General features: G+C 71.0%; 22 protein-coding genes and 1 tRNA gene. 9 read left to right on the forward strand and 14 right to left on the reverse strand.

Annotation, left to right across the window (positions count from 1 at the left end; genetic code table 11):
- The first annotated feature begins 21 nt into the window (after positions 1-21).
- A complete protein-coding gene (locus IH50_RS0109945) occupies positions 22-363 on the forward strand; it encodes a hypothetical protein (protein WP_030859485.1) in 342 nt (113 codons plus the stop codon).
- A 71-nt stretch (positions 364-434) separates the two neighbouring features.
- On the opposite strand, the gene IH50_RS0109950 is transcribed toward IH50_RS0109945, so the two are convergent.
- Positions 435-506, reverse strand: a tRNA-Val gene (locus IH50_RS0109950).
- Positions 507-712: 206 nt separating this feature from the next.
- Here IH50_RS0109950 and IH50_RS0109955 point away from each other — a divergent pair.
- The 3 genes from IH50_RS0109955 (at position 713) to IH50_RS0109965 (ending at position 3322) form a co-directional block, all read left to right on the forward strand.
- Complete coding sequence (locus IH50_RS0109955) at positions 713-1543, forward strand: DUF4097 family beta strand repeat-containing protein (RefSeq protein WP_030859488.1); 831 nt, start codon at positions 713-715, stop codon at positions 1541-1543.
- 74 nt (positions 1544-1617) lie between these two features.
- On the forward strand, positions 1618-3066 hold the full coding sequence (locus tag IH50_RS0109960) for a hypothetical protein (RefSeq protein WP_107062003.1): 1449 nt from the start codon (positions 1618-1620) through the stop codon (positions 3064-3066).
- 37 nt (positions 3067-3103) lie between these two features.
- On the forward strand, positions 3104-3322 hold the full coding sequence (locus IH50_RS0109965) for an FmdB family zinc ribbon protein (protein ID WP_030859492.1): 219 nt from the start codon (positions 3104-3106) through the stop codon (positions 3320-3322).
- 39 nt (positions 3323-3361) lie between these two features.
- Here IH50_RS0109965 and IH50_RS0109970 read toward each other — a convergent pair whose 3' ends face one another.
- Together IH50_RS0109970 and IH50_RS0109975 are read right to left on the reverse strand one after the other, a co-directional pair.
- The gene (locus tag IH50_RS0109970) at positions 3362-4006 is read right to left on the reverse strand and encodes a response regulator transcription factor (protein WP_030859493.1); all 645 of its coding nucleotides are present in this window, start codon (positions 4004-4006) and stop codon (positions 3362-3364) included.
- On the reverse strand, positions 3997-5139 hold the full coding sequence (locus IH50_RS0109975; protein ID WP_030859495.1) for a sensor histidine kinase: 1143 nt from the start codon (positions 5137-5139) through the stop codon (positions 3997-3999). The genes IH50_RS0109970 and IH50_RS0109975 overlap by 10 nt, the downstream gene beginning before the upstream one ends.
- A 131-nt stretch (positions 5140-5270) precedes the next feature.
- Between IH50_RS0109975 and IH50_RS0109980 the strand changes: the two genes are divergently transcribed.
- A complete protein-coding gene (locus IH50_RS0109980; RefSeq protein ID WP_051767235.1) occupies positions 5271-6059 on the forward strand; it encodes a DedA family protein in 789 nt (262 codons plus the stop codon).
- Positions 6060-6102: 43 nt separating this feature from the next.
- On the opposite strand, the gene IH50_RS0109985 is transcribed toward IH50_RS0109980, so the two are convergent.
- The 3 genes from IH50_RS0109985 to IH50_RS0109995 are packed head-to-tail and all read right to left on the reverse strand — an operon-like array spanning position 6103 to position 10807.
- Positions 6103-6915 (reverse strand): hypothetical protein, encoded by an 813-nt coding sequence (locus tag IH50_RS0109985; RefSeq protein WP_030859503.1) that lies wholly within the window; start codon positions 6913-6915, stop codon positions 6103-6105.
- Positions 6915-9581, reverse strand: coding sequence for a phosphoribosyltransferase (locus IH50_RS0109990; protein ID WP_030859506.1), 2667 nt, complete (start codon positions 9579-9581; stop codon positions 6915-6917). The genes IH50_RS0109985 and IH50_RS0109990 overlap by 1 nt, the downstream gene beginning before the upstream one ends.
- A 59-nt stretch (positions 9582-9640) precedes the next feature.
- Positions 9641-10807 (reverse strand): HpcH/HpaI aldolase/citrate lyase family protein, encoded by a 1167-nt coding sequence (locus IH50_RS0109995; protein ID WP_030859508.1) that lies wholly within the window; start codon positions 10805-10807, stop codon positions 9641-9643.
- Positions 10808-10988: 181 nt separating this feature from the next.
- Between IH50_RS0109995 and IH50_RS0110000 the strand changes: the two genes are divergently transcribed.
- Positions 10989-11930 (forward strand): TerD family protein, encoded by a 942-nt coding sequence (locus IH50_RS0110000; protein WP_030859510.1) that lies wholly within the window; start codon positions 10989-10991, stop codon positions 11928-11930.
- A 29-nt stretch (positions 11931-11959) separates the two neighbouring features.
- Here IH50_RS0110000 and IH50_RS0110005 read toward each other — a convergent pair whose 3' ends face one another.
- The 6 genes from IH50_RS0110005 to IH50_RS0110030 form a co-directional block, all read right to left on the reverse strand.
- Positions 11960-12697: a TerD family protein gene (locus IH50_RS0110005; protein ID WP_030859512.1), complete on the reverse strand. Its 738-nt coding sequence runs from the start codon at positions 12695-12697 to the stop codon at positions 11960-11962.
- A 127-nt stretch (positions 12698-12824) separates the two neighbouring features.
- Positions 12825-13964 (reverse strand): DUF475 domain-containing protein, encoded by a 1140-nt coding sequence (locus tag IH50_RS0110010; protein ID WP_030859514.1) that lies wholly within the window; start codon positions 13962-13964, stop codon positions 12825-12827.
- Positions 13965-14013: 49 nt separating this feature from the next.
- Positions 14014-14589 (reverse strand): TerD family protein, encoded by a 576-nt coding sequence (locus IH50_RS0110015; RefSeq protein WP_030859516.1) that lies wholly within the window; start codon positions 14587-14589, stop codon positions 14014-14016.
- Positions 14590-14725: 136 nt separating this feature from the next.
- Positions 14726-15301, reverse strand: a complete 576-nt coding sequence (locus tag IH50_RS0110020) for a calcium homeostasis/redox stress adaptation protein (RefSeq protein WP_030859518.1) — start codon at positions 15299-15301, stop codon at positions 14726-14728.
- A gap of 161 nt (positions 15302-15462) precedes the next feature.
- Positions 15463-15921 carry a peroxiredoxin gene (locus IH50_RS0110025; protein WP_030859520.1) on the reverse strand — a complete coding sequence of 153 codons (459 nt, stop codon included), beginning with the start codon at positions 15919-15921 and terminating at the stop codon, positions 15463-15465.
- A 108-nt stretch (positions 15922-16029) separates the two neighbouring features.
- The gene (locus tag IH50_RS0110030) at positions 16030-16467 is read right to left on the reverse strand and encodes a DUF3052 domain-containing protein (RefSeq protein ID WP_030218400.1); all 438 of its coding nucleotides are present in this window, start codon (positions 16465-16467) and stop codon (positions 16030-16032) included.
- A 406-nt stretch (positions 16468-16873) separates the two neighbouring features.
- Here IH50_RS0110030 and aceE point away from each other — a divergent pair, with 406 nt between their 5' ends.
- Positions 16874-19621 carry a pyruvate dehydrogenase (acetyl-transferring), homodimeric type gene (aceE, locus tag IH50_RS0110035; protein ID WP_030859522.1) on the forward strand — a complete coding sequence of 916 codons (2748 nt, stop codon included), beginning with the start codon at positions 16874-16876 and terminating at the stop codon, positions 19619-19621.
- A 232-nt stretch (positions 19622-19853) separates the two neighbouring features.
- On the opposite strand, the gene IH50_RS0110040 is transcribed toward aceE, so the two are convergent.
- Together IH50_RS0110040 and IH50_RS0110045 are read right to left on the reverse strand one after the other, a co-directional pair.
- Positions 19854-20162: a hypothetical protein gene (locus IH50_RS0110040; protein WP_030859524.1), complete on the reverse strand. Its 309-nt coding sequence runs from the start codon at positions 20160-20162 to the stop codon at positions 19854-19856.
- Positions 20163-20333: 171 nt separating this feature from the next.
- Entirely contained in the window at positions 20334-21953 is a 1620-nt protein-coding gene (locus tag IH50_RS0110045) for an MFS transporter (protein WP_030859526.1), read from the reverse strand.
- Between the two features lie 111 nt (positions 21954-22064).
- Here IH50_RS0110045 and IH50_RS0110050 point away from each other — a divergent pair, with 111 nt between their 5' ends.
- Positions 22065-22754 (forward strand): TetR/AcrR family transcriptional regulator, encoded by a 690-nt coding sequence (locus IH50_RS0110050; RefSeq protein WP_030859529.1) that lies wholly within the window; start codon positions 22065-22067, stop codon positions 22752-22754.
- Positions 22755-22808: 54 nt separating this feature from the next.
- Positions 22809-24026, forward strand: a complete 1218-nt coding sequence (locus tag IH50_RS0110055) for an alpha/beta hydrolase (protein WP_030859531.1) — start codon at positions 22809-22811, stop codon at positions 24024-24026.
- Positions 24027-24044 lie beyond the last annotated feature (18 nt).

Here is a 24044-nt window from a genome sequence, read left to right on the forward strand (position 1 = left end):
GAACAGGCGTATCATTGGGTCGTGGCTGCGACCTACGATTTTCCGAGTGACCTCCTCGCCGGTCAGGAGGAACTGCGACAGGTCCGGGGCGAGTTGTCCGCCCTGCTGAAGCGGCTCCCCTGGTCGGTCGAGCCCCTCGACGGCTTCAGCGACGACCATGGCTGGCGCAGGATCGAGCGCCCCGCCTCACCCGGCTGGACCGCCGACGAACAGGCCGAGGTGGAGAAGCTCCGGCAGCGGGAGCACGAGCTCGCGGTGTTCGTCAGCACCCACCGCTACTGGGCCGGACTCACCGGCGCCGACCGCGTGCACGCCCGCTCCCGGCTCAAGCACGTCCGCGAGGAGACGGAGGAGTCCTCGTAGGACGGGAGGAAGGACCGGGGAGGCACAACGGCAAGGGCCTCCGGAGCGACTCCGGAGGCCCTGTGTCCCGGTGGGCGCGGACGGTTTCGAACCGCCGACATCCTGCTTGTAAGGCAGGCGCTCTACCCCTGAGCTACGCACCCGGGACCCGGGCCGTGCGCCCAGGTCGAGTCGACAGCCTACATGCCCGGGAACGCGGACCGGCACACCCACCGGCGATCACCGGGGGATATCCCCACCCCGGATCCGCCAGCCGCCCGGATCCCCCGACGGCTTCCCCGTCCGTACGGTCGAAGAGCGTCCGGACACCACCGGTGAGCACCGCCGTCCGTCCCAGGGGGAGACCGTCATGACCCGCACCACCACCACCCGTACCACCCGTACCGCCCGGATCACCGGCCCCGCCTCCGGCCGCCGTGCCGCGTGGACACGCGCCTTCGCCCTCGCCGGGTCCACCCTGGTGATCGTCGCGGGTGTGAGCGCCTGCGGGGCGTCGGCCACCGACGACGACGAACCCGACCGCCGGTCCTTCGACCTGCCCGGCAGGACCCTCACCGTCGACTCCGACGACTCCGCCCTGGAGATCGTCGCCTCGGACGAGAACCCCTCGGGCAGGATCGGGGTCACCCGCTGGTTCCAGGGCACCGTCGCCATCGGCTCGGACCCGAAGGTCACCTGGTCCATGGACGGCGACCGGCTGGTGCTGCGGGAGAAGTGCTCCGGAATCGTCGCCGACTGCTCCACCAAGCACCGCATCGAGGTGCCGCGCGGAGTCTCCGTCAAGGTCGAGGAGAAGGACGGCAGCGTGCGGGCGTGGGGCTTCCGCGACGCGCTGAGCATCCGTACGACGGACGGTTCGGTCCATGTCACGGACTCCACCGGGCCGCTGGAACTGCGCACCGGTGACGGGTCCGTGCGCGCGGAGGTCTCCTCCCGCACGGTGCGCGCCCGCAGCGGTGACGGCTCGGTCCACCTCGAACTGGCCGCCGTACCCGACCTGGTGGACTCCCGCAGCGGCGACGGTTCCCTGACGATCGACCTGCCGCGGGCCTCCTACCGCGTGGACACCGGGACCGGTGACGGCGCCGAGAACGTGTCCGTGCCCCGCGACGACTCCAGCTCCCACGTGGTGACCGCGCGCACCGGCGACGGCGAACTCACCGTCCGCACGGCGAACTGACCGACCCGTGTCTTCGTCCTCTACCGGTGGGAGAATGACATCGGGCAGGGCGAACGACAGTACGGGAGAGGGATGTGACGGCGACACCAGCGCAGCCGTACTCGCCGTCGGAACCGCGCGTGCCTCACGTGCGTCGTGCCGTGCCTCCTCTTCCTCCATCTCCTCCGCTTCCTCCGCGGCCGGGTGTCCGCCGGGCCCGCGGCGCGCTGCGGGACGTGCTCGCCCTCGCGGGGCTGCCGCTGGTCGCGGCGCTGGTGCTGCCCGCCGCGTTCGCCGGGGGCGGGACACGGCGCTGGTTCGGCGGGCGGGCCGAGAGCCAGCGGGCCGAGGCACAGGCCGCCAAGGACGCGGCGGCCGCCGCCTTCTACGAACTCGACACCGCCCAGCGCGACCTGCGGATCTCCATCGAGACGATCACCGCGGTCGACGACTCCCCCGCCGCCCGCCGCGCCGTCGCCGACTTCGAGGCGCTGGGCCGGCGCATCGACGAGGCCAGCCACCAATACATCAGCGCCGTCGACGCCCATGACCTGGACCGCGACGACCTGGAGGCCTCGGCCGCCTCCCAGGCCCGCGACCGGCTGAACGCCGCCAAGGACGAGCTCGGCCGGGTCAAGCAGGAGCTGGACCGGTTCACTGCCGGGCTCGACTCCCTCCTCGGCAAGGCCGAGACCCAGCTCGCCCGGCTCGCGCCCGCCGTCGAACGCGCCCGGCAGGCGCTGCTCGCCGCCTCGAACGCCCTCGACACCGCACGCGGATCGGGCCTGCGGGCCGACGATCTCGCCGCCCGGCTCGCCGCGCTCTCCCCGGAACTGACCAAGCTGAACCAGGGCGCGGGGCAGCACGGCGTGCCGGGGACCCTGGAGCGGGCCGAGCGGGTCACGCGCGAGGCCGAGGCGGTCCGCGCCGAAGCCGACCGGCTGCCGGAACGGGCCGCCGAGATCGACCACCGGCTGGTCTCCCTGCGCACCCGCGCCCAGGCCCTCACCACCCGCTCCGAACAGGTCGAACCGGTCCTCAGCGAACTGCGCCGACGCTTCACCGCCGCCTGCTGGCAGGACCTGCAGCACGTCCCCGACGCCGCCTCGGAGAACGTGGGCCAGGCGGAGGCGAGACTCGACGAGGCCCGAGCGGCCCGCCGGGAGCAGCGCTGGGCGGACGCCACCGCTCTGCTGTCGACCGCGCGGGCGCTGCTGAACACGACCGACGAGGCGGTGTCGGCCGCCGGCGACCGGCTGCGGCGGCTGAACGCGGTGCAGAAGGACCCCGGGCAGGAGATCGAACGCACCCGGTTCGCCATCCGGGACGCCCAGCGTCTGGCCATGGCCGGCCGCAACACCCCCGACCCGCGCCACGCCCGCCCCCTGGACGATTCCGTGGCCCGCCTGGAGCGGGCCGTCGCCGGACTGGAGGGCCGCCATCCCGACTACTGGCACTTCCTGACGGAGACGGAGGAGGTACGGGCGACGGTGAGCCGTGTGGTGGCCCGGATCCGGGAGGAACGCGGCGGCGCCGCCCACTGACCGTCACCAGGCCGGCCGAGCCGGTTAACCTGTGCCCATGCCTCGCTACGAGTACCGCTGCCGGACCTGCGGCGACACCTTCGAACTGAGCCGCCCCATGGCGGAGTCCTCCGCGCCCGCGGCCTGCCCCGCGGGTCACGACGACACGGTCAAGCTCCTCTCCACGGTCGCGGTGGCCGGTACCGCCGCGGCCCCGGCTCCCCGCGCGGGCGGTGGCGGTGGCGGCGGCTGCTGCGGTGGCGGCTGCTGCGGCTGATCCCCGCCGGGGGCCACGGCACCGGCCGCCGGCCGCACGTCAGCTGCCGAGGTAGCGCAGCACCGCGAGCACCCTGCGGGAATAGCCCTCCCCTCCTGTCAGTCCGAGCTTGTCGAAGATCGCGTTGGTGTGTTTCTCCACCGCGCTCTGCGAGATGTGCAGCCGCCGCGCGATGGCGGCGTTGGTGTGCCCCTGTGCCATCTCGGCCAGCACCGCCCGCTCCCGTGCGGTGAGGCGGGCGAGCGGATCGGTGTGGGTCGTGCGGCCGAGCAGCTGCCGTACGACCTCCGGGTCGAAGGCGGCGCGTCCCTGCGCCACCCGCTCCAGGGCGTCCAGGAACTCGTCGACCTGGACGACACGGTCCTTGAGCAGATAACCGACTCCTTCCGACTCGCCGGTCAGCAGCTCGGTCGCGTACCGCTTCTCCACGTACTGCGAGAGCACCAGCACCCCCACGGACGGCCAGCGCCGGCGGATCTCCAGGGCCGCGCGCAGTCCTTCGTCGGTGTGCGTGGGCGGCATCCGCACATCGGCGACCACCACGTCCGGCGGGTCCTCGGCGACCGCCCGCAGCAGCAGTTCCGCGTTGCCGACCGCGGCCAGCACCTGATGTCCCTCCTCCGCCAGCAGCCGCACCAGGCCCTCTCTGAGCAGGGTGGAGTCCTCGGCCAGGATCAGGCGCACGGCAGCTCCGCGGTCACCAGGGTCGGTCCGCCCGGCGGACTGCGCACCTCCAGGCGGCCGTCGAGCGCGGCGACCCGCCGGGCGAGGCCGAACAGTCCGCTGCCCGTCGCGTTCGCGCCGCCCTTGCCGTCGTCCTCGACACTCACGTACAACGCTCCTTCCTTCGATCCGACCTCGACCACTATCCGGGTCGGTGCCGCGTGCTTCACCGCGTTGGTGACGGCCTCGCAGACGACGAAGTAGACGACCGTCCCCACCGCCCGCCCGGGCTCCCCGGTGAGCCCGTACTCCACCCGTACCGGGACGGAAGCCCGCTCGGCGACCGTCTCCAGCGCCGCCCGCAGCCCTGCCTCGTCCAGTGTGGTGGGGTAGATCCGCCATGCCACCTCGCGCAGGTCGTCCAGGGCGTTCCGGCTCTCCTCGTGGGCCTGGCGCAGCAGCCGGTCCGTGCGGGCCGGGTCCTCGCTGCGCAGGGCGCGGCCGAGCAGCATGCCGAGCGCGACCAGACGCTGCTGCACTCCGTCGTGCAGGTCCCGCTCGATGCGCCGCCGCTCGTCGTTCACCGCGTCGACCACGGCCGCGCGGCTCGCGGACAGTTCGGCGATGCGCCGCTCCAGCGCGTCCTGGTGGCGGGGGCCCAGCAGGCGGCGGGCCAGCTTCCCCTCCAGTTCGGCCACGCCGACTATCCCCTGGACGGCGAGGAAGAGCAGGAAGAGCCCTCCGAGGGAGGTGAGGGTGACCGCTCCTGGGGTGCGTATCTCGTCGACCAGCAGCCAGAGGTACAGCCACGATGTGCCGTAGCCGAGGCCGATCGCCACCGAGAGCATCACCACCGCGCCCAGGACGCCCAGGGTCCAGCGGCAGGCCAGGTATGCCAGGGCCTGAGTGTCCTCGTACGCGGGTGAGGTGTGTGCTCCCAGCCAGGTCCGCAGCCGGGTGCGGTTCAGCTCCGTCAGTCCTCGCGCGCCCGCGAGGACCGGGCGGAGCACGGCGCGACGGCCGCGCGGCCAGGCCACGACGAGCAGGAGGGGCAGGCCGGCCAGGACGGTGTAGAGCAGCTCGACGACGGCCGCGGCGGCGCCCCAGATCAGCCCCACCGCGCACCGCGTCACGCGTCGCACCATGTCTCGCATGATCGCGAGGCTAGTCGGACGCGGCACGAGGGCACACTGCGGAAAACCGCAATCGCCGCTGCGGAGTACCGCAGGGCATCGTGCGGTTTTCCTCAGCGTTCCTTCAGCTCCGGCTCTCTAGCGTGGCAGGCATGACAGCCATCGCAGCGCACACGATCACAGCGGCCGCGGACGGGAGTGCCGGACCGCAGTGGGTCAACGACCTCATGGACGCCCTGGGCGCCCCCGGGGCCGGCCTCGCCATCGCGCTGGAGAACCTCTTCCCTCCCATCCCCAGCGAGGTGATCCTGCCGCTGGCGGGCTTCGCCGCGAGCAGTGGGCGGATGGGTCTGCTCGCCGTGCTGCTGTGGACGACCGCCGGCTCGGTGATCGGCGCGCTCGCGCTGTACGGGGTGGGCGCGCTGCTCGGCCGGGACCGGACGGTGGCGATAGCGGAGCGGCTGCCGTTGGTGAAGGTCGCGGACATCGAGAGGACGGAGGCCTGGTTCCTGCGGCACGGGTCGAAGGCGGTGTTCCTCGGCCGGATGATTCCGCTCTTCCGCAGTTTCATATCGGTGCCGGCCGGCGTGGAGCGCATGCGGCTGCCGCTGTTCCTCGGTCTGACCACGCTGGGCAGCGCGATCTGGAACACCGCGTTCGTGCTCGCGGGGTATGCGCTGGGGGACAACTGGGAGCAGGTGTCGACCATCGTGTCGGCGTACTCGAAGGTGGTCCTCGGCGTGGCCGCGCTGGCCCTGGTGGCGTTCGTGGTCCTGCGGCTGCTGCGTTCGGGTGACGGCCGCCGGCGGCGGGACGGGCGAGCGGGCGCGGATCACATACGCCCGTCGCACCCGGCCGCCGGTGCCGAGCGCGCCGACGGGGGCACACCCGCCCACGGGTCCGACTCCGCCGACACGATGAGTCTGCGGCACCACCGCTGACGCCCCGGCCGCACGGACGTACGGCCTCTCGGCCGGTACGGTCTCACCTGGGTGAGCGCACCGTCTGCAGGAATTCGCGCAGGATGCGCTCGCCGGCCAGGACGCCCCGCTCGGGGAGGGCCCTGAGCGCGGGGGCGGTCCAGTCGGCGTCGGCGAGTTCGCCGTGGCCGGGGCGCCAGCCCCGGTCGGCGGCGAGGAGCAGGTCGGCGTCCAGGAGGGAGTCGCCGGCGGCGAGGGTGAGATCGGCGCCGGTGCGGCGGGCGACCTCGCGCATGGCCGCGCTCTTGGTGAGGGGCTTGGGAACGGCGTAGATCTTGCGGCCCTGGAGGGACACGGTCCAGCCGCGGTTCTCCGCCCACTCCCCGAGTTCCTTCACCCACTCCTCGCGCAGCAGTTCCCGCTCGACGACGAGGTAGGCGAAGAGGTCCTCGGCGACCCGGTGCTTGCGCACCCAGACCGGGTCGGCGGTCCGCAGCAGGTGTTCCTGCACCTCGGACAGCGGGGCGCACTCGTCGGCCAGCCGGGCGAGCACCCGGGCGTGCCAGTCCTGGTCGGACACGCCGTCGACGAGGAGGTGTCCGCCGTTGGCGCAGATCGCGTAGGTCGGCGGCGGGCCGGGGAGGTTGATGCGCTGGTACTGCTTGCGGGTGCGGGTCGTCGTGGGGACGAACACGGCCTCGTCGCCGAGGTCGGTGAGGAGCCGGGCCGCCGTCTCCGTCATGTAGGACAGGGGCTTGCTCTCGTGGACCTCCACGCACAGCAGCCGGGGTGCCCGTGCGTCCGGCATGGTCAGGGCGAGGGCGGCGGCGGAGTAGATGAGTGTGCGGTCGAGGTCGCTGGCGACGATGACGGGCATCAGCGGGTCACCGCCTTGCCGTCGGCGCCGGTGGCGCCACGGGTGTAGCGGGGGTGGATCAGTCCGACGCAGGTGTAGGGGAGTCCGTCGACCTCTTCGACGGGGACGCCCCGCTGCTGGGCGAGGAGGCGTACGTGGGCGAGGTCGCTGCCGGCTCCGGTCCGGGCGAGCACCTTCCAGGGCACCCGGCGCAGCAGCACCCGGGTGGTCTCGCCGACGCCGGGCTTGACGAGGTTCATGTCGTGGATGCCGTACTCCTCGCTGATGCGTTCGACCGCCGCCCAGCCCTCCCAGGTGGGGGTGCGGTCGGTGGAGAGGAGTTCCTTGGCCTGGGCGCGGGCGGCGTCGGTGACCTCCGGGAAGCGGGCGGAGACGGCGTCCAGGAAGGCCACCGAGAGGTCCGCGCCGGCGAGTTCGCGGTAGAACTTGGCGCCGTGGAAGTCGTGCGGGCCGACCAGGTCGGCGCGGAGCACGGTGCGTGAGATCAGGCCGGACACCGTGGAGTTGAGGCAGGCGGAGGGGATCAGATAGTCCTCGCGGGTGCCGTAGGTGCGGACGCAGGAGCCGGGGTCGGCCAGGACCGCGATCTCCGGGTCGAAGCCGGTGATGCCCTCGGTCTTCTCGAACTCCTCGATGGCCTGGGCGAGTTCGCGGGTGATGGCGCCCTTGCCGGTCCAGCCGTCCACGAAGACCACGTCCCGGGGGTCGTGGTGGGCGGCCAGCCAGCGCAGCGCGTTGGCGTCGATGCCCCGGCCGCGGACGATCGAGACGGCGTAGTGAGGGAGGTCGAGACGGTGGTGGTACCGCGCCCAGCGGCGCATCAGGATGCCCACGGGGGTGCCCGCGCGGGCCAGGGAGACGAGCACCGGCCGGGGAGACCGCTCGGCGAGCACGGTCTCGGTGACCACGCCCACCGCGTGGGCCAGGCGTGCCGCCGACTCGTTCAGGGCCGCGTGGAACAGTTCCTGGTACTGCTCGCTCGGCTGGTACTCCACCGGCAGCGACTCCGCGTAGTGGGCGCCGCCGCTCTGGATGGCCTCCTCGCGCTCCTCGGTCGGCGCCTCCAGCGTCACGTCCGAGAGGTCCTGGAGCAGCCAGCCGACCTCCTCGGGCGCGTACGAGGAGAAGGCGGGGCCTCTGAGGGGCTCGGGCAGCATGGTGGCGGGCCTTTCGGGGGCGTCCGGTCGGGCGTCCTTGGGGGCGTCCTGGGGGGCGGGTACGTAGGAGGGTACGACCGCGAGGAGGACCTGCGGGGTGTGCGCGGCGAGCCGGGCGAGCAGGCCGTCGGGCGCGTGCAGTGCGGGGGTGTCGGCGGCCGAGTCGACGACGGCGACGACGGCGTCGAAGCCGCCGCCGGCGACGTTGTAGGCGTAGCGCTCGCCGGGACCGTCGGCGGGGTCGTCGTGGGCGGGGAAGACCAGGCGGGTGCGTATCGCGTAGCCGGGGTCGTCGACGGCGAGGACGGGCGAGCGGGTGGTGGTGGAGAAGCGTACGTCGGCGCGGACGGTCCGCTCCAGCTCGCCCGCCAGGCGCAGCGGGGTGTACATCAGTTCCTCGAAGCCGAGGACGAGGACGCGGCGCGTGTCCTCGGGGAGTGCCTCCGCGAGGCGGGCGGCCATGCCGGGGAGTGCGTGTTCGAGGCGGGCCCGGTGTGCGGGGGTGAAGCCGTGGCGGCCGCCGTCGGGGAGGCCGTCCGGCCAGCGCAGGTCCACTCGTGTGGCGCGGCCGGGCCCGTCGGCCGGGTGCGGGCCGGAGGCGGCCGGTTGCGTCCCCGCGGCGGTGGCCGCGGATCCGACCACGTCCCGCGTCCCCGGAGGGTGAGCCCGGGCACCGGCTTCCGGGCTCGGGGTACGGGCGTCTCCCTCAGGGGGCGCGGGGAACCGCGCGACCGGCCCCGACGCAGCCGCGGACGACCGATCACCCCTCGTGGCGCCCTCGTACCGCGCCACCAGCTCCTGCCCCTTCTCCAGGACGCCGTCGGGCAACCGCACCGTGCCCGACGCGGTCGTCACCAGGTCGATGCGTGCCCCGATCCCGCGGGCGAACTCGTCCAGGCGGCCGGTGTCGGCGGGCGACCGCATGTCGACGAGGGCGACCACGACATACCGCCCCCGCGGATACCGTGCGTGAAGATCCCGGACGGTGTTCAGCACCGTGTTCCCCGTGGAGAACTCGTCGTCGACCAGGACCAGCGGGCCGTCCCCGGCCAGCAGGGACGGGTCCTCCGGGAGCAGCAGGTGGGACGTGGCGTGGGAGTGGGACTCCTCGAAGCCGCCGGCCGTGGCGGTCCCCGTGACCGGGCGGCGGGTGGAGTGCAGGTAGGGGGCGACGCCCAGGCCGTCGGCGACGGAGTGGCCGAGGCCGGTCGCGGTCTCCGCGTACCCCAGGACGACCGCGTCCTCGGCCGAGTCGCCCAGCAGTTCCCGGACCCGGCGGCCGAGCGCGACGCCGTGGCCGTACACGACGGACGGGGACTGGGGGACGTGCTTGCCGAGGACGTTGGAGACCAGCAGGTGGGCCCGCTTGGGGTTGCGGCGCAGTGCCAGCCCCAGCAGGCCGGGCAGACTCTCGTCCCCGGCCAGTTCGACGCCGAGCCGTTCCGTGACCCAGCTGCCGGACCATATGTCCTCGCCGGTCCGGGTTCCGTGACGCACCGGCCGGCGCATCCCCTCGTTCACGGTCTTCTCCGTCCCGGTCTTCCCCGTCCCGGTCTTCTCCGTCCCGGTCATTCGGCCAGGCCCGCCGCGAGCAGTTCCACGAAGCCGATGTCCTCGTTGGTGACGCCGAAGACCTCGGCACGCAGCAGGGTCCGCTCGGCCCAGGCGCGGTGGGGTTTCACCTCGTTCATCTTGTTGGTGTAGGCCGACCTGAGTACACCCCCGCCGCCGCGTTCCGGCCGGAGGATGTCCTGGGCGTCGCTGAACTCCTCGTGACTGACGACGGACAGCGCGTGCACGGGGAGGACGTGGGAGGGGTGGATGCAGGTCTTGCCCAGCAGGCCGTTGGCCCGGTCGAGGGAGATCTCGCGCAGCAGGCCGTCCATGGCGTGTTCGATCAGCTTCTCGCGCAGTGCCACGGCCTGCACCTCGTGGAAGGGGCTCTGCCGCAGGAGCGGCTTGAACATGCGTTCCTGGACCCGGAAGTACTCCCAGACAGGTCCGGTCACGGTGAATCCGGTGCCGTCGGCCCGGGCCAGCATGTTCACCACGTCGGAGATCACGGAGGCGACGACCTGGATGTCGTACGCCGTCATGTCGGGGCCTCTGCGCAGCCCGTAGGAGGAACAGAAATCGGTCACGCCGAGGCGCAGTGCGAGGACGCGGTCGCGGTACTTGTCGACGGCGCGGAAGATGCCTTCGAGGGTCTCGACGCGGGATTCGCGGTAGAGCAGCTCGGGCGACTCCAGCACGGGCATGGCGAAGAGCCGGTGGCCGCTTTCGGCCTCGGCGGTGGCCAGCGCCTCCAGGAACGGCAGACCGCGTTCCGCGGTGAACTTCGGCAGGACGAATCCGGACAGCAGCGCGACGGCGGGGCCGAGGCGGCGGACGAGGTCGGGGATCTGCTGGGGGGTGCGGACCCGGATGAACAGCAGCGGCAGATCCGCCCCGGGCCGCCCGGCCAGGTCGACGAACTGCCGTACGAGGTTCTCCTCACCGGCCGGCACGTCGGCGTCGCTGATGGAGTCCTCCAGGCACAGCACCATGGAGACCACACCGTTTCCGCCCTGCTTGACGATGTCGTCGGCGAGCCGGGGCCGGGTCGCGGGGCTGTAGAGCGTGGCGCCGAGGGCCGCGGAGAGCAGCCGGGCCGGGGAATCCGGCGTGAACTCGCCGGGCTCCCGGTAGAAGAGACGTTTCCGCACCGCAGGGGCAAGATGCCCGAAATGACGCATTGAACTCCCCCGTGGCCTCTCTGAATCCGTGGAATCTCTGGAATGTCGGTAGGTGGCCGGTAATAGTACGTAGGGATCCATGTCGGCGGTTCCCTCGGGGCGTGAACTCGAGGTAACCCCGCCGTGTCGACTCCAACCCCCCGCGTTGTCGTGACCAGGACGGAGAAGGCAGGATGACCGCATGACGCACGCGATGCTCAAGGGGTCGAACGTCCCTCTCGAGGCCACCACAGTACGTGCCGTACTGCGCTGGTCGCCCGGTCAGGGGGTGCCGGACATCGACGCCTCCGCGCTGCTCCTCGGCCCCGACGGTCGTGTGCGCTCCGACGAGGACTTCGTCTTCTACAACCAGCCGCGGCACCCTGCCGGGCAGGTGTGGCGGCTCGGCAAGAAGCGCGTCGCCGAGGGCCTGACCGACACGATCCAGACGGACCTCGCCGGTGTCGAGTCCGGTGTCGGCCGGATTCTGCTCGTCGCGTCGGCGGACGGCGTCGCCTTCGACCGCGTACGGGACCTGCGCATCCTGCTGTACGACGCGCAGGCCGCCGACGGGGACGCGCTGGCGTATTTCGACATCAAGCCGGAGACCGGCGAGGAGACCGCGCTGATCTGCGGTGAGCTGTACCGGCGCGGTGAGGGCTGGAAGTTCCGGGCGCTCGGCGAGGGCTATTCGAACGGCCTGAAGGGGCTGGCGACCGACTTCGGCATCTCGGTGGACGAGTCGGAGGCCGCGCAGGAGCCCGATTCCTCCGACGTCACCCAGCTTCCGCCCCCGACGGCGCACGTACCGGCCTCCGACCGGACCTCCTCCGAGGCGCTGACGCAGCCCCAGGCCCCGCTCGTCCCGTCGGCGCCCGAGGTGTCCCGGCCGCTGCCGCCCGAGCAGCCGGCGGGGGTGCCCGCGCAGCCCGCGTACGGCTATCCGCCGCAGCAGCCCGCGGCCACGCAGCCGGCCTACGGCTATCCCCAGCCGACCAGTCAGCCCGCCTACGGATACCCACCGGCGCCCGCCACGGCCGCCGCGGGGGCACCGGGCGGGTACGGTTTCCCGCCGCCGGCCGCCGTCTCCCCCGACCCGGACTTCCGGCTTCCGCCGCAGGGGCCGCAGTTCATCGGACGCTGACCGGCCGGTACCCGCGCGGTCAGGGGCTCCTAGTGGCCGGCCTTCGTCTTGAAGCCCCTTCCCCACTGGAGCCCCCACCCGTACAGCCGGTCCAGCTCCGCCTGGAATCCGTACACGAACTTCACCTCGCGGCGGACGAGGATCTCGTTCTTGACGTTCTCGATCATCACCACCGCGCAGGAGCGGGCCTGGGGGTGGCGTTCGTCGAGGCCGATCTCGATCCGCGGTCCGCTGCTGGGGTAGAGCGTGACCATGGCGTGCGTGCGGTCGAACGCGGGCGTCTGGTCGTAGATGTAGGCGAAGACCAGCAGGCGCTTGATGTTCTCGCGGTGGTCCAGGTTGACGTACATGGTCTCGCCCGAGCCGGACCCGAACCGGTCGTCGCCGCTGAGCTTGACGTACGGCGCGGCGTTGACGTCGCCGAGGAGGCCGCCGAGGGGCTGGACCACGCCCTTGGTGCCGTCCTGGAGCTCGTACAGGCACCCCAGGTCGAGGTCGACGTTGACCATGGACTGGCTGTGGCCGACGACCTCCGGCGGTTTGAGCGCCTTGAGGGGGTGGCGCAGCAGGCTCTCCCGCTGGGAGCCGCCGAAGTCGGAGGTCCGCATCCGCCAGCTCAGGTTGATCCGCAGATGGCCGGTGGCCGCGCCCTGTTTGGTCAGGGACACCTGACCGTGCCGTTTGGTCAGCTCGATGGCGTTGCTGGCCGCGCTGCCCGAGTCGAAGGCGCTCTCACGTCCGCGCCACAGTCCGTCCAGGAAACCCATTCCCGCCCCAAGTCCAGTCGCCGAGCCCCGCTCGGGCCGCCGGACCTCCCGGACGGCCGACGGGGCGGCCCCGAGGAGTGGTCCTCGGTGGCCGCCCCGTCGAGAGCGTTCCTCACCCGGAGGGCTGTCACACCCCGGAGGTGACCTCAGTCTTGTCTCCGGCGTTCCCCTCGGCTTCCGCGAGCCGCTTGTTGCGGCGTACGGAGGACCAGAAGGAGGCGCCGATCAGGACGACGCCGACGAGGCCGGTGATGATCTCGTTGATCTCGTACTGGATGGTGACGAGCAGGATCAGCGCCAGGGCGCCGATGGCGTAGTGCGCGCCGTGCTCCAGGTAGACGTAGTCGTCGAGGGTGCCCTGGCGGACCAGGTAGACCGTGAGCGAACGGACGTACATGGCGCCGATGCCCAGGCCGAGGGCCATCAGGACGATGTCGTTGGTGATGGCGAAGGCGCCGATCACGCCGTCGAAGGAGAAGGAGGCGTCCAGCACCTCCAGGTAGAGGAACATGAAGAACGCGGCCTTGCCGGCCATGGCCACCACCGTGCGGGGCTTGCCCTCCCGTACGGCCTTCTCCTCCTCCTCGTGCTCCTGCTCCTCCTCCTCTTCGAGCTTGTCCTCGAAGTAGCCGGAGAGACCGCCCACGATCATGTAGGTGATCAGGCCCGCGATGCCGGCGAGCAGGACCGTCTCCGCCTTGTCCACATGGGCGCCGCCGTGCTGGTGGGCCTGGGTGGCGAAGGTGACCGCGGAGATCAGCAGGACGATCAGGGCGATGCAGACCGACAGCATGTCGACCTTGCCCAGCTTGGCCAGCGGGCGCTCCAGCCAGGCCAGCCACTTGATGTCCCGGTCCTCGAAGATGAAGTCCAGGAAGATCATCAGCAGGAACATGCCACCGAACGCGGCGATCGCCGGGTGGGCGTCGGTGACGAGTTCCTGGTAACGGTCCTTGTCGCTGAGCGCGAGGTCGACCGCCTCGATCGGGCCGAGCTGGGCGCTGATGGCGACGATCACGACGGGGAAGACCAGCCGCATGCCGAAGACGGCGATCAGAATGCCCACGGTGAGGAAGATCTTCTGCCAGAAGGCATTCATCTTCTTCAGGATGCCGGCGTTGACCACCGCGTTGTCGAAGGACAGCGAGATCTCGAGGATCGAGAGGATCGCCACGATTCCGAAGGCGGTCCACCCCCCGAAGAGGATCGCTGCGACCAGGCCGAGCGCGGTGACCGCGAACGACCAGCCGAAGGTTTTCAGAACCACTGGCTACCCCAGGTGTGTTAACGGGTCTCCCCCGCTGCCGTGATCGGCTTTACGAAACGTTGACTCCGAAGTCTAGAGCGATGCCCCGCAACCCCGACGCGTACCCCTGTCCCACCGCACGGAACTTCCACTCGCCCTGATAGCGGTAGAGCTCGCCGAAGATCATCGCGGTTTCGGTGGATGCGTCCTCGCTCAGGTCGTAACGGGCGAGTTCCTGGCCGTCCGCCTGGTTCACCACGCGGATGAAGGCATTGCTGACCTGGCCGAAGGTCTGGCCGCGCTCGTCGGCCAGGTGGATGGAGACCGGAAAGACGATCTTGTCGCACTGAGCCGGCACCTTGGGGAGGTCGACCAGCAGGGACTCGTCGTCCCCCTCGCCCTCACCGGTCAGGTTGTCACCGGTGTGCTCCACCGAGCCGTCCGGGCTCTTGAGCTGGTTGTAGAAGACGAACCACTCGTCCCCCATGACCCGGCCGCCGCTGCACATCAGCGCGCTGGCGTCGAGGTCGAAGTCGGCTCCGGTGGTGGAGCGCGCGTCCCAGCCGAGCCCGATCATGACCTGCGTGAGGTTGGGTGCGGCCTTGGACAGGGAGACGTTGCCCCCTTTGGCAAGCGTGACGCCCATGATGCTGGTCCCTCCCCGGGTGGTGATGTTTCTCAGGTGGTCCTGCGCGTCCGGCGCCGCACGTAAACCGTGCGGCGCCGGACGGTGCGGCCGCGGAAGGCGGCCGGGGTCGGGCGTGGCCGCCCCACGGTGCCTCTCAGACGTTCACGCCGAAGTCCTGCGCGATGCCGCGCAGACCCGAGGCGTAGCCCTGGCCGATGGCGCGGAACTTCCACTCCGCGCCGTGCCGGTACAGCTCACCGAAGACCATGGCGGTCTCGGTGGAGGCGTCCTCGCTCAGGTCGTAGCGGGCGATCTCGGCCTCGCCGGCCTGGTTGACGACGCGGATGAACGCGTTGCGCACCTGGCCGAAGGACTGCTGGCGGTTCTCGGCGTCGTAGATGGAGACCGGGAAGACGATCTTCTCGATGTCGGCGGGGACCCCGGCGAGGTTGATCTTGATCTGCTCGTCGTCGCCCTCGCCCTCACCGGTCAGGTTGTCACCGGTGTGCTCGACCGAGCCGTCCGGGCTCTTGAGGTTGTTGAAGAAGATGAAGTGCGCGTCACTGGCGACCTTGCCGCTGCTGTTCAGCAGCAGGGCGCTGGCGTCGAGGTCGAAGTCGGTACCGGTCGTGGTGCGGATGTCCCACCCCAGACCGACGATGACCGCGGTCAGGCCCGGCGCCTCCTTGGTCAGCGATACGTTGCCGCCCTTGCTGAGGCTGACTCCCACGAGTCCTCCATTGGTGTCCTGGGGCGGGGTGCCCCGTAGTGCGTCGGATGTCGGATCAACGAGTCGATCCTAGTGACGGGTTCCCGGCCACCGCAGGCCCGGCGGCCGAGGAATCCCAGGGTGTCGGCCCGGATCCACGGGTGTCGAGCGCTTCGACGTGACTACAGGGCGTCGAGCGCCTTGACGTACTCGTTCAGGTCACGGGCGTCCGGCAGGGCGTTGACGACGGTCCAGCGCACGACGCCCTCCTTGTCGACGATGAACGTCCCGCGCACCGCGCACCCCTTGTCCTCGTCGAAGACGCCGTACGCGCGCGAGACCTCGCCGTGCGGCCAGAAGTCGCTGAGCAGGGGGTACTCCAGGCCCTCCTGCTCGGCGAAGACGCGCAGGGTGTGGATGGAGTCGTTGGAGACGGCGAGTACCTGGGTGTCGCGGTCGGAGAACTGCGGCAGCCGGTCGCGGACCTCGCACAGCTCGCCGGTGCACACGCCGGTGAAGGCGAACGGGTAGAAGAGCACCACCACGTTCTTCCGCCCGCGGAAGTCGGACAGCCTCACGGTCGCCCCGTGGTTGTCCTTGAGTTCGAAGTCGGGGGCCTTGTCGCCGACCTGGATCGCCATCGTCGTGTCCGTCCCTTCGGGGTGGTTCGCTCCGGCCACCCTACGCAGGGAGCACGACAGGCCGACGGACGGGCCGACGCGTGACGCGACCGGCCCGTCCGGGGTGGTTCACCGCTTGGACTTGGCCGCCTTCGGCGTCGCCAGCCGGCTGCCGCTCCAGTCCTTGCCCACACTGACGCTCTTGGCCGCCGTCAGGCCCGCCGTGGTGGCGGCCTCCGAGATGTCGCTCGGCTCCACATAGCCCGAACGGCCCGTCTTCGGCGTGAGGAGCAGGATCGCACCGCCCTCTTCGATGTACGTGGTGGCATCCACCAGCGCATCCGTCAGGTCGCCGTCGTCGTCGCGGAACCACAGCACAACGGCGTCAGCCACGTCGTCGTAGTCCTCATCGACAAGGTCGCTCTCGATGACGCCCTCGATGGCCTCGCGGAGCTCCTGGTCGACGTCGTCGTCGTAGCCGATCTCCTGGACCACCTGCCCGGGCTGGAACCCCAGCCTGGCGGCAGGGTTCGTCCGCTCCTCCGCGTGGTCCGCGGTCGCGCTCACGGGTTGCCTCCTGATCATGTCTTGGGAATAACTCAGCCACGCGCGTGCGCGAAGCATTGGCCGTAGTCCACACGGGCGGGACGGATCGCGCAAGTACCCGGCCGTGCAGACCGCCGAAACGGTGACGATCCTGGCCGGGTCACCGCAACTCCAGGCACACCATCATGGCCTGAAGTGACGCACACCACACCTTTGTGCCCCGTTTGGCCCTTTGGGAACCGTCTACGTGTACGAAGACTCGAATGGACGAGCCCCATGGACACCGTACTGGTACCGACCCCGGATTACCTCCCGGTAGAGATGACGCCGACGGCCCCGAGGTGGACCATGGGGAGCGGCGCAATCCGGGCCGTACCGGCGAAAAACAGCGGCCCGTCTCCCGGCCCTCTGACAGGTAAGGAACAGCGTGGCTTCCGCATCCGATCGCAACCCGATCATCATTGGCGGCCTTCCGAGTCAGGTTCCTGACTTCGACCCCGAGGAAACCCAGGAGTGGCTCGACTCCCTCGACGCCGCGGTCGACGAGCGCGGCCGGGAGCGGGCCCGCTACCTGATGCTGCGACTGATCGAACGTGCCCGCGCCAAGCGCGTGGCCGTGCCCGAGATGCGCAGCACGGACTACGTCAACACGATCCCGACCCGCGCCGAGCCGTTCTTCCCGGGCAACGAGGAGATCGAGCGCAAGATCCTCAACGCCACCCGCTGGAACGCCGCGGTGATGGTCTCCCGCGCGCAGCGGCCGGGCATCGGGGTCGGCGGCCACATCGCCACCTTCGCGTCCTCCGCGTCGCTGTACGACGTGGGCTTCAACCACTTCTTCCGCGGCAAGGACGAGGGCGACGGCGGCGACCAGGTCTTCTTCCAGGGGCACGCCTCCCCCGGCATCTACGCCCGCGCGTACCTGCTGGACCGGCTGAGCGAGCGGCACCTGGACGGCTTCCGCCAGGAGAAGTCGAAGGCCCCGTACACCCTGTCGTCGTATCCGCACCCGCGGCTGATGCCGGACTTCTGGGAGTTCCCGACCGTGTCGATGGGGCTCGGCCCGATCGGCGCGATCTACCAGGCGCGGATGAACCGCTACATGCACGCGCGCGGTATCGCGGACACCTCGCGCTCGCGCGTGTGGGCGTTCCTCGGCGACGGCGAGATGGACGAGCCGGAGTCGCTGGGCCAGCTCACCCTCGCCGCGCGGGAGGGCCTGGACAACCTGACCTTCGTCGTCAACTGCAACCTGCAGCGGCTCGACGGCCCGGTGCGCGGCAACGGGAAGATCATCCAGGAGCTGGAGTCGGTCTTCCGGGGCGCCGGCTGGAACGTGATCAAGCTGATCTGGGACCGCACCTGGGACCCGCTGCTCGCGCAGGACCGCGACGGCGTGCTGGTCAACAAGATGAACACCACGCCGGACGGGCAGTTCCAGACGTACGCCACCGAGTCGGGCGCGTACATCCGCGACCACTTCTTCGGCGACGACCACCGGCTGCGCGCGATGGTCGAGGGCATGACCGACGACCAGATCCTGCACCTGGGGCGCGGCGGTCACGACCACCGCAAGATCTACGCGGCGTACAAGGCGGCGGCCGAGCACAAGGGCCAGCCGACGGTGATCCTGGCGAAGACGGTCAAGGGCTGGACGCTGGGCCCGAACTTCGAGGGCCGCAACGCCACGCACCAGATGAAGAAGCTGACGGTCGACGACCTCAAGCACTTCCGGGACCGGCTGCACCTGCCGATCTCCGACAAGGACCTCGAGTCCGGTCTGCCGCCCTACTACCACCCGGGGCCGGACACGGAGGAGATGCAGTACATGCACGATCGCCGCAGGTCGCTCGGCGGGTACGTGCCGACGCGGGTGGTGCGGTCGAAGCCGCTGCGGCTGCCCGAGGAAAAGACGTACGCGACCGTGAAGAAGGGCTCGGGCCAGCAGTCCATCGCGACGACCATGGCCTTCGTCCGTCTCCTCAAGGACCTCATGCGGGACAAGGAGATCGGCAAGCGGTTCGTACTGATCGCGCCGGACGAGTACCGCACGTTCGGCATGGACTCGTTCTTCCCGAGCGCGAAGATCTACAACCCGCTCGGCCAGCAGTACGAGTCGGTGGACCGGGAGCTGCTGCTCGCCTACAAGGAGGCGCCGAACGGGCAGATGCTGCACGACGGCATCTCCGAGGCCGGCTGCACGGCCTCGCTGATCGCGGCGGGATCGGCGTACGCCACGCACGGCGAGCCGCTGATCCCGGTGTACGTCTTCTACTCGATGTTCGGTTTCCAGCGCACCGGTGACCAGTTCTGGCAGATGGCCGACCAGATGGCGCGCGGTTTCGTCCTGGGCGCGACCGCGGGGCGTACGACGCTGACCGGTGAGGGGCTCCAGCACGCGGACGGCCACTCGCAGCTGCTGGCCTCCACGAACCCGGCGTGCGTCGCGTACGACCCGGCGTTCGGGTTCGAGATCGCGCACATCGTGCGGGACGGGCTGCGCCGGATGTACGGCTCCGACGAGGAGCACCCGCACGGCGAGGACGTCTTCTACTACCTGACCGTCTACAACGAGCCGATCCAGCACCCCGCCGAGCCCGAGAACGTCGACGCGGAGGGCATCGTCAAGGGCCTCTACCGCTTCAGCGAGGGCACGGCGGGCTCGCTCCCGGCGCAGATCCTGGCGTCCGGGGTCGCGCTGCCGTGGGCGATCGAGGCGCAGCGGATCCTCGCCGAGGAGTGGGACGTCAGGGCGGACGTCTGGTCGGCGACCTCCTGGAACGAGCTGCGGCGCGAGGCGGTGGACTGCGAGCGGCACAACCTGCTGCACCCGGAGGAGGAGCAGCGCACCCCGTACGTGACGCGGAAGCTCGCGGCGGCGCGGGGGCCGGTGGTGGCGGTGTCCGACTGGATGCGGTCGGTGCCGGACCAGATCGCGCGGTGGGTGCCGGGGACGTACCAGTCGCTGGGCGCGGACGGGTTCGGGTTCGCGGACACGCGGGGGGCGGCGCGGCGGTTCTTCCACATCGACGCGCAGTCGATCGTGGTGGCGGTGCTGACGGAGCTGGCGCGGGAGGGGCACGTGGACCGGTCGGTGCTGAAGCAGGCGATCGACCGGTACCAGTTGCTGGACGTGGCCGCGGCCGACCCCGGGGTGGCGGGAGGCGACGCGTAGTACCGGGCGGGGCGGGTGGTCGCGCGGCGGCACGGTGCCTCCCCTGGAGGGGGTGCCCCCGGCGCCCACCCGTGCCGCCCGGGTGGGGGTACCTCTCCAGGTCCCTCAGGCACTGGGGGGAGGCCCGACCGCCCGCGGTTCTGTACGTCTCCAGCGGCCCGACCGCCCGCGGCTCCGCGCACAGGGAAAAGCCCCCGGCGTTCCACCGGGGGCTTTTCCCTGTGACGACACGTCAGAACACCGGGTAGCCCGACGTGGTCGCTCCGGCCAGGAAGACGACGGCCAGGAGCGTGTCGATGGCGCCCAGGACGAGGGCGACCAGGGCCGGCACCGAACGGGAACCCGTCCAGCTACGGCCCATGGCCAGCCAGCCGCAGACGATCGCCACCGGGCCGAGGATGATCCCCAGCACGAAGAAACCGGCGATCGCGCAGATGGTTCCGATGATCCCGAGCGTCGCGCGATCCGGCCCGGACCGTGACCACGTCCGGCCACGTGTGCGGGGGTGCCTGCGCGTTCCGTGTCCGAAGCTCGCCATCATCAACTCCCTGAAGGGTTGGCTGACATGGCGGGTACCCCCGCTCCGGCGGCGAATTCACGCGGGCCGGCGCCGGAAAGCCCGCCGCGGCGCGCCGCCTCCTCCGGCGGCGCGCCGCGGCGGGCGCCTTCCGGGCCGGTTCGCCCCGAGGGGCGGACCCTGCCGTACGGTCCGTCAGATGTGGCCGACGCCCGCGCCCGCCTCCGCGTTCTCACCGCGCTTGGTGAGGAAGGCGACCAGCACCGCCACGGCGGCGACTCCGGCGGCGACCAGCGACGCCAGGCTCATGCCGGAGATGAAGGTGTCGTGGGCGACGTCGGCGATCTTCGCGGCGATCTGTGCCGGGGTGCCCTCGGCCACCGGGGCCGCACCGACCTGCACGGCCTCGGAAGCCAGATCGGCCTGCTCCGGGGTGAGCGGCGGGAGCCCCGCCTCCGCCCAGTTGCCCTCGAGGTCGCTGTCCACCTTGGAGGCCATCACGGCGCCGAGCACGGCCGTACCGAGGCTGCCGCCGATCTGCATGGCGGCCTGCTGGAGGCCACCGGCGACACCGGACAGTTCGAGCGGCGCGTTGCCGACGATGACCTCGGTGGCGCCGACCATGACCGGCGCGAGGCCGAGGCCCAGCAGGGCGAACCAGAGCGACATCACGGCGCTGCCGGTGTCCGTCTCCAGCGTGGACATGCCGTACATGGCGAGCGCGGTGAACGCCATGCCGCCGGCGAGCGGGATGCGCGGGCCGACCTTGGTGATCATCACTCCGGCCAGCGGCGATCCGACGATCATCATGCCGGTGAGCGGCAGCAGGTGCAGACCGGCGTCGATCGGGCTCATGCCGTGCACGTTCTGCAGGTAGAAGGTGACGAAGAACAGACCGCCCATGAAGGCGATGGCCATCAGGACCATCAGCACGACACCCGCGGACAGCGGGACGGAACGGAACAGCGCCAGCGGGATCAGCGGCTCCCGCACCTTCGTCTCCCAGAAGGCGAAGGCCCCGAAGCCGGCGAACGAGCCGATGATGAACGACCAGGTCTGGACGTCGCCCCAGCCCCACTCGGGCGCCTTGATCAGGGCCCACACGAGGCAGAACATCGCACCGGACAGCAGGGCTATGCCGAGCAGGTCGAAGGAGCGCGGGGCGTTCTCCGCGCGGTGGTCGAGCAGGATCCACACGCCGAGCACGAGGGCGAGGACGCCGACCGGCACGTTGATGAAGAACACCGACTGCCAGTTGACGTGCTCGACGAGGACACCGCCGAGGATCGGGCCGCCCGCGGTGGAGGCGCCGATGACCATGCCCCAGATGCCGATCGCCATGTTGAGCTTCTCGGCCGGGAAGGTGGCCCGCAGCAGGCCGAGCGCGGCCGGCATCAGCAGGGCGCCGAACAGGCCCTGGAGGGCACGGAAGGTGACGACCATCGCGATGCTGTCGGACAGACCGATGGCCCCCGACGCGGCGGCGAAGCCGACGACACCGATGAGGAAGGTCTGGCGGTGGCCGAAGCGGTCACCGAGCTTGCCCGCGGTGATCAGGCTGACCGCGAGGGCGAGGAAGTAGGCGTTGGTGATCCACTGGAGCTCCGACAGCGAGGCGCCCAGGTCCTCGCCGATGGCCGGGTTCGCGATCGCCACGATGGTGCCGTCGAGGGCCACCATCATCACGCCCACGGCGACGGTGATGAGGGTGAACCAGGGATGCCCGCGCAGCCCCTTGCCCGGGGTCCCGTCCGACGGGGCGGCCGGCGTACCGTCCCCCGGCCCCGTCTTGTCGATGGTGGTCTGACTAGTCATACGTTCGACACTAATGTCAGCCGCTGACAGTTGACAAACCAATTCATCAGTCGGTCACTGACAGGACATCCCCGTATAGCCTGAACTGGGGAAACAGTTCGAGGAGGAACCATGGGGACGGTCGGGACCGCCGTGGGCGCGCCACCGCGGCCGGGTCTGAGGGAGCGCAAGAAGCGGCGCACCCGGGACGCGCTGGTCCGGGCCGCACTGGAGCTGATCGCCACGCGCGGGTACGAGGGGACGACCGTCGACGACATCGCCGCGGCCGTCGACGTCTCGCAGCGCACCTTCTTCCGCTACTTCGCGAGCAAGGAGGAGGTGGCGTTCTTCGTCCCCCGGCTCGCGGAGTCGCACGTCATCGGGGCCGTACGCGAACGCCCGCCGGGCGAGGCGCCGCTGGAGGTGCTGCGCCGGGCCGTGCTGGACAGCTGGGACGGCATCAACGAGGCCGTCGAACAGCTCGTCCCCCTGGAACTGCACATGCGCGTCTACCGGGTGATCGAGTCGACGCCCGCCCTGCTCGCCGCCCATCTGCGGCGCGCCGAGGAGCTGGAGGAGGAGCTGGCACGCATCATCGCCGAGCGCGAGGGACTCGACGTGGACGCCGATCCCCGGCCGAGGATCCTGGTGGCCGCGTTCGGCGGGGTGATCCGCGTGGCGGAGCGGCGCTGGTCCGTCGGGGACGACTTCAGCGCGGCGGCCATGCGGAACCTGATGACGACCTGTCTGGACCACGTGGGACCGGCCCTCGTGGGGAACTGGCGTACGGAGGGGGCCCCGAACCGGCACACCGAAACGTGATCCCGGTCACTTGATTCACGCGAGACTCTCCCGTTCTCCTAGTGTGTCCCTTCAGTGACTTCCTTCGACACCTCCCCGCAACTGAACGTCTGGCGCATGCTGCTCGCGCTCGCCGTCGTTTTCGTGATGCTGGCGACCACGGGCTGGACGGCGCTGCGCCATCAGCGCCACCCCGCTCCGCTCCAGGCATCGCTCGACGCGTGGGAGCGCGGCCGGATAGCGGGCCACCGGCTGCCGGACCCGGATGCGGAGCCCGCGCGGCTGACCCGGTTCTTCGCCTCCCTCACCGTGGGGCAGCGCGCGAGTCTCGCCCGCCGCTATCCGCTCGCGGTCGGCAACATGAACGGCGCACCGGTCCACCTGCGCTACCAGGCCAACCGCATCGCGCTGGAGCAGGCCCGCAAGGTCGAACGGGCACGCGTGCACGACAGCCGCCTCACCGAATCGGGCCAGCGGCAGGCGGCACGCCGGATGAACCGCTTCGAGGCACTGGCGCGCCCCGGCCGGCACATCCTCGCCTTCGACCCGTCGGGCTCCGGCCGGATCGCCGAGGTCTTCGGCGACCTGCGCAGGGCCGAGCGGATCTCGGTCGTCGTCCCCGGTGCCGACACCGACCTGCTCACCTTCCAGCGCACGAACCGCGCGCACTCGGCCCCCGTCGGCATGGCGAGCTCCCTGTACGCGGCGGAGCGCGCCGCCGGTCCTGCGACCCGTACGGCCGTGATCGCCTGGGCCGACTACACGGCTCCCCGCGGGCTCGGCATGGACGCGGCCACGGCGATGCGCGCCGAGGACGGCGCGGTGCGGCTGGACGCGCTGGTGCGCGGACTGCCCGGGATCGCCCCGGTCTCGCTGTTCTGCCACAGCTACGGCTCCGTGGTGTGCGGGATCGCCGCGCACACCCTGCCGGAGCGGGTGTCCGACATCGCGGTGGCCGGCAGCCCCGGCATGCGGGTCGAGAACACCGCCCAACTGCGCACCACCGCCCGGGTGTGGGCGATGCGGGACGCCGACGACTGGATCCAGGACGTGCCGTACCTGGAGCTCGGCGGTCTGGGGCACGGGGCCGACCCGGTGACGGCGGAATTCGGCGCGCGCGTGCTGTCGGCACGGGAGGCCGAGGGCCACGCCGGGTACTTCGCACCGGGCACGGACAGTCTGCGGAACTTCGCCGAGATCGGTGTTGGCGCATACCGCGCGGTGTCCTGCGCGGGCGGGGGCGACCTCTGCCGGACGGGTTTGTCCGGTACGACCACTACCGGACGCGCGTAGAGGCGGAGATACTGCGGT

This window comes from Streptomyces sp. NRRL S-37 (assembly GCF_000721605.1).
Lineage (GTDB): Bacteria > Actinomycetota > Actinomycetes > Streptomycetales > Streptomycetaceae > Streptomyces.